Source organism: Neobacillus vireti (genome assembly GCF_036962465.1).
GTDB classification, from domain to species: Bacteria; Bacillota; Bacilli; order Bacillales; family Cytobacillaceae; genus Neobacillus; species Neobacillus vireti_B.
Genome location: NZ_JBALNF010000030.1, coordinates 1 through 5,576, shown reverse-complemented (window position 1 = coordinate 5,576; position 5,576 = coordinate 1). Strand labels below are relative to the sequence as shown.

General features: G+C 38.3%; 5 protein-coding genes and 1 tRNA gene. 1 reads left to right on the top strand and 5 read right to left on the bottom strand.

What is annotated here, in order from left to right:
* Positions 1 to 109: 109 nt before the first annotated feature.
* Positions 110 to 682, bottom strand: coding sequence for an RBBP9/YdeN family alpha/beta hydrolase (locus V7077_RS13075; protein WP_335502172.1), 573 nt, complete (start codon positions 680 to 682; stop codon positions 110 to 112).
* 183 nt (positions 683 to 865) lie between these two features.
* Between V7077_RS13075 and V7077_RS13070 the strand changes: the two genes are divergently transcribed.
* Positions 866 to 2,281 (top strand): DEAD/DEAH box helicase, encoded by a 1,416-nt coding sequence (locus V7077_RS13070; protein WP_335502170.1) that lies wholly within the window; start codon positions 866 to 868, stop codon positions 2,279 to 2,281.
* Positions 2,282 to 2,325: 44 nt separating this feature from the next.
* On the opposite strand, the gene V7077_RS13065 is transcribed toward V7077_RS13070, so the two are convergent.
* From V7077_RS13065 to V7077_RS13050, 4 genes are all read right to left on the bottom strand, one after another.
* Positions 2,326 to 3,858: a solute symporter family protein gene (locus tag V7077_RS13065; protein ID WP_335502168.1), complete on the bottom strand. Its 1,533-nt coding sequence runs from the start codon at positions 3,856 to 3,858 to the stop codon at positions 2,326 to 2,328.
* The gene (locus tag V7077_RS13060) at positions 3,855 to 4,202 is read right to left on the bottom strand and encodes a DUF485 domain-containing protein (protein WP_420489647.1); all 348 of its coding nucleotides are present in this window, start codon (positions 4,200 to 4,202) and stop codon (positions 3,855 to 3,857) included. Before V7077_RS13060 ends, V7077_RS13065 begins: the two co-directional genes overlap by 4 nt.
* A gap of 208 nt (positions 4,203 to 4,410) precedes the next feature.
* Positions 4,411 to 4,483, bottom strand: a tRNA-Ala gene (locus V7077_RS13055).
* 77 nt (positions 4,484 to 4,560) lie between these two features.
* The gene (locus V7077_RS13050) at positions 4,561 to 5,256 is read right to left on the bottom strand and encodes an MgtC/SapB family protein (protein ID WP_335502165.1); all 696 of its coding nucleotides are present in this window, start codon (positions 5,254 to 5,256) and stop codon (positions 4,561 to 4,563) included.
* Positions 5,257 to 5,576 lie beyond the last annotated feature (320 nt).

The window sequence follows — 5,576 nt, the reverse complement described above, 5'->3', positions numbered from 1 at the left end:
TGTTGATTTCCGCTCCAATTAACGTGCTAAAAATCAACCATAACCTTTAATACAACCATTATTTTAAAGCGTAAAAAAAAGAAGTGATGGTTGAACATCACTTCTTACGTTAATTTAGAATTGGTATTTTGTTTGTAAGAGACAAATCAAGGATTGACGGCCACTTTCCGTAACCTGATGCTGGATTAATATGACCAGCATTGGGTATTACGATAGAAGGATGATCTAGATTTAAATAAATTTTCGTATCTTCAATATTGCAATAAGGATCATTATTGGAATGGATAAATAAAATCTCCTCAGCTGTTCTAGACAAATGGTTACTGTTTAATGGTACTGGAAAAAAGGATGCTGCTTCCGTAAGTGTGATTGTTGGAGATGGCGGCGCCACGAGAATTACACGCTTAGCTAACTTCTTGTCCTGTGTTGCTGAATAATGAAGCCATAGGAGACAGCCTAAACTATGAGTGATTACGGTAAGGTCTGAATCTGCCGGGAATCTTTGAATAGCAAGTTGTAATTCCTCTAACCAGACGTTTAGATTTGGTGAATCAAAAGTTGAAAAGGTAGGATAACTCACTTGATAATTTTTGTCCGTTAAAGAATTTGCCAGCCAAGTTTGCCAATGGTCATGGCCGCTCCCGCCTAACCCATGAATAATAAGAAACTGTTGTTGATTCATCCAATCCCTCCTGTGTGTTTAATTTACATTATTCCGATTGATTAAGTTGGTATTATGGATAATTATAAAGTTTTTAAATAGAAATGGCAACAGCTTTTGTTCAAAATACATATGTATAATTGCAATTAACACGATAAACACTCATTATTAATGAATAGGTAAATTAGAAAGTAGGGGTATTTTTTGTCAGATTTCATATCGTTAGGTATATCAAAAGAACTTGCCGATCGTTTGCGGACTTATGGTGTCGCCGTCCCAACACCGATACAACAACAAGCCATTCCATTTGTAATGAAGGGGGACGATGTAATTGCTCAAGCGCAAACCGGAACAGGTAAAACCTTTGCCTTTATCCTACCCATTATCGAAAAAATAGATCGAGATGCTACTCATGTCCAAGCACTAATCGTCGCACCAACAAGGGAGTTGGCCTTACAAATAACGGAAGAAATTGAAAAAATGATTGCCGATATTCAAGGATTAGCTGTTTTAGCAGTCTACGGAGGTCAAGATGTAGACAAACAGTTGAAAAAGTTAAAAAGACATCCGCAAATTGTAGTAGGAACACCTGGACGTCTGTTAGATCATATTCGCAGAGAGACTGTACGCTTAGGTGAAACAGATTTCCTTGTATTAGATGAAGCAGACCAGATGCTCCATATTGGTTTTCTTAACGAGGTAGAGGAAATAATAAGGGAAACACCTGCTACAAGACAAACTATGTTATTCTCAGCTACCATGCCGCCAGAAATAAGAAAATTAGCGGCAAAACATATGCGTAATCCCAACTATATTCAAATTGAAAAAACGCAGGGGCCTGCCATTAGTGTAAAACAATTGGCTTTTCATACAACTGATAGGGCAAAACAAGCAACGCTCATCAAATTAATTGAAACACATCGCCCTTTCTTAGCCGTTATTTTTTGCCGGACGAAACGAAGGGTCAGTAAATTGTATGACGCGCTAAAGGCCTATGGCTTTTCGTGTGATGAGTTACATGGTGACTTGTCTCAAGCTAAAAGGGAAAGAGTCATGAAACGCTTTAGGGATGCCGAAATCCAATTGTTGGTTGCAACGGATGTCGCGGCAAGAGGTTTGGATGTTGAGGGAATTACCCATGTCTTTAACTATGACATCCCGGAAGATGCGGAGAGCTATGTCCATCGGATCGGGAGGACAGGAAGAGCAGGGATGACTGGACTGGCAGTAACATTCTATTCGTCTGATGACCGGCCAGCACTTGAGCAAATTGAAAAGGAACTTTCGATTAACATCCCAAAACAAAGCGATGGGAATCCAGCAAATGAAAAAAATAAATCTGAAGAGGGCAATTCAGAAAGGCGACACACTCGTCCAGCAAAAACACATGGTCTTAGAAGAGAAAAGCAGAAGAAAGATCAAAAAGACGGTAATAGGGATAATAAAAATGGAAATGACAGAAGGTCTGATGGATCAAGCAGAGGTGCTAAAAAAGAGAGCACGAAAAAAACTAGTGTAATGAAGGATAGCAGAGGGAAACGGACAAATTTTTCATCTTCGAGCAAGTCTAATAGAGGAAGCGGAAGACCAACAACTGCTAGGAGCAGCAGAAACCGCTAAAAACAAAGGGACTGATACATTGATCAGTCCCTTTTTGACTTTCCTCAAATACCAATTCCAGTATTGGATTTAACAAGTACTTCCTCAAACTTTTTCACATCTGATTTTTGACTTGAGAAGATGGTCCCTAAATACCCGGCAATAAATCCGAGTGGTATCGAAACAATTCCAGGTGTAGTGTATGGGAAAATAGGATTGCCAACAAAAATAGCTTTTCCTACTTCAGGGCTGAAAACATTCGGACTGATTAAAACTAACCCTACTGCTGAGATTAGACCTGCTACCATGGCCCAAATCGCCCCAGTGGTATTAAATCGTTTCCAATAAATCGTGTAAATAATAACCGGCAAGTTTGCACTTGCAGCAACGGCAAATGCAAGTGAAACAAGGAAGGCCACATTAAGGGTTTGTGCGCCTAGAGCAAGGATGATAGAGATGATAGAAACACCGATTGCAGCCCAGCGTGCCATACTGACTTGCTGCTTTTCAGTGGCTTTCCCTTTACGTAAAATTTCATTATAAAAATCATGGGCAAATGCTGATGCTGCTGTTAAAACAAGTCCTGCTACAACGGCTAGGATCGTTGCGAACGCTACGGCTGAAATAAAAGCAAACATCATATTTCCACCAACTGCTTTTGCTAAAAGTGGAGCGGCCATATTTCCAGCTGGATTTGCTGCAACAATTTCAGAATTCCCCACAAAGGCTGCAGCACCGAAGCCGAGGAAAATCGTCATTACATAGAAGATTCCGATAATCCACGTTGCATACACGACCGAAGAACGGGCAGTTTTTGCATCTTTAACGGTAAAGAAACGGACGAGAATATGTGGGAGTCCGGCTGTGCCAAGTACCAACCCCATATTTAAAGAAATGGTATCAAGACCTATTTTGTACTTAACCCCAGGATTTAAAAACGATTCTTTTAAAGGTGTGGCCGTTTTCATTTGATCAAACATATCCGTGATACTCCAATTAAACTTCGCTAAAACAATAATAGAGATTAAGAAGGTACCGCCCATTAATAGAATAGCTTTAATGATTTGAACCCAGCTCGTCGCATGCATTCCGCCAAAAATAACATAAACAGTCATTAAGACCCCAACAATTAAAACGGAAGTGGTGTAGTCTAAGCCTAATAATAATTTAATAAGGGCACCTGCTCCGACAAGCTGGGCAATCATATAAAAGATAGAAATGGCAATGGTATTCATAGCTGCAAATCCGCGTATCCTTTTGGCATCAAAGCGGGCTGCAATCATATCGGCAAAAGTATATTTTCCGAGGTTCCTTAGCGGCTCAGCCACCAAATATAGAACCACTAAATAGGCAACAAGGAAGCCAATGCTATAAAAAAAACCGTCAAACCCAGTTAATGCAACAGCTCCTGCAATTCCAAGGAATGAGGCAGCAGACATATAATCACCGGCGATGGCCATTCCGTTTTGCCATCCTGTTAGTCCTCCGCCTGCTGTATAAAATTCACTAGCATTTTTGGTTTTCTTAGAAGCATAGTAGGTAATGATCAATGTAACGAAAACAATACCAAGAAACATCAGAAAGGCAGGAGTATTCATTCGTTCTTTCCTCCTTCTTGGAGCACTTCATCTGCTAATTTGTCAAATTTAGCTGCTTTCCTGGAATAAAGCATACATAATCCCCATGTCATAACAAATTGAAGGAAAGCAAATACCCATGCCCAAGTAATACTGCCGATAAATTTATGATTTAAAATGGTTGAATAGGAAGTTAGAATAGGAAGTGCAAAATAAAAGCAAAAGAAGAAAATCGTGATGGGAATGATAAACTTTTTCTTTTCGGAGAGTAATTTTTGAAATGATGCTGAGTGAACAATTGTCGTGTAATCGCTTTCAATATTTACATTTGTTTTTTGTGCCTCCAACGGGAAGCCCCCTTTCATATAAAGCATGCTAGCACTTAAGGGTAATCTCTGTGAAGCGGATGGATTGAAAGTTCCTCCTTTCGAAAAATATTTTTCTGAAAATTATAATTTCATTTCTATTATAGTTAGAAGACTAGTACCTAGGCAAGAGTAATAACAAAAATAGTCATTTTTTACCATTTTTGAGTAAAATAAAAAAACCTTTGCATGTGCAAAGGTTTTAAGATGGAGACTATCGGGATCGAACCGACGACCTCTTGCATGCCATGCAAGCGCTCTCCCAGCTGAGCTAAGCCCCCGTGTATGTGGTACAAGACAAATTATATCTGTATGATATTAATCTTGCAAGTGGAAATTTTAAGAATATGTCATTTTTTTAACTTATGCTTTCAATTTCCACCTTTTGCACCCCATCTAATTCAGAAACTACAGCATAAACATCGGTTGTTTTTTCTCGATAATCTACTGCCATTAAAATTTGTACTAAATGGTCTCCGTTATCCAAATCTTTAATTCGCAGCCTGCGGATAATATACTTTTTATTCATTAAAAAAGAAATAGCTGTTTCTATTTGCGTTTGGTCCCTTATAAATAGTTGAAGATTGATTTCTTTTTCTCGCAATTGCTTTGGACCAAATAGTTTCATTAAAAATGGTACTAATTCAACACTTATAATTAGCAGAGCCACTCCAACAAAAGCTTCAAGGTAAAACCCGGCTCCTACTGCAATTCCAATACCTGCAGCCCCCCAAATCATAGCTGCTGTTGTTAAACCTGAGATACTGTCATTTCCTCTTCTTAAAATAACCCCTGCACCTAAAAAACCAATTCCTGAAACAATTTGAGCCGCCAGTCTTAGTGGATCCATGGTAATTCTCACGTCATTTGTGTTTGGAAACATATACGCAGATTGGATGGATACTATTGTTAGCAAACAGCTTACAACAGAAATAACAAGACTTGTTTTCAATCCTACTGGTTTACGCTTAAGTTCCCGTTCGAGGCCAATAATAAGTCCGAATACCGCTGAGATTCCCAGTTTAATCAATATATCAACGTCTGTAGTACTCATCTCATCACTTCCGATACTAAAGTTGTTTGGTCGTGGTACTTAATATGATTCTAAACTATATGCATTAATAAAGGGAAGAAGAGAAAGTCCTTTGTTTTCATTTTTGATTTGATAAGCTAAACTAAAAAAAAATTAAAAATTATATTGCAATCATTTATTTATCATGATATATTAAATCTCGTCCTCAACGAGAGGGTTTACAACTGAAAATTATTTTTCGAAAAGTTGTTGACATTAAGTTGGGTGATATGATACATTATGAGAGTCGCTTTTGAGCGATACAAAAAAATGTAGAAATTGTTCTTTGAAAACTAAACAAA

Bases quoted from the DNA above. Each gene is read 5' to 3' on its own strand.
- V7077_RS13075 (WP_335502172.1), bottom strand. From the start codon at position 682: ATGAATCAACAACAGTTTCTTATTATTCATGGGTTAGGCGGGAGCGGC.
- V7077_RS13065 (WP_335502168.1), bottom strand. From the start codon at position 3,858: ATGAATACTCCTGCCTTTCTGATGTTTCTTGGTATTGTTTTCGTTACA.
- V7077_RS13060 (WP_420489647.1), bottom strand. From the start codon at position 4,202: ATGAAAGGGGGCTTCCCGTTGGAGGCACAAAAAACAAATGTAAATATT.
- V7077_RS13050 (WP_335502165.1), bottom strand. From the start codon at position 5,256: ATGAGTACTACAGACGTTGATATATTGATTAAACTGGGAATCTCAGCG.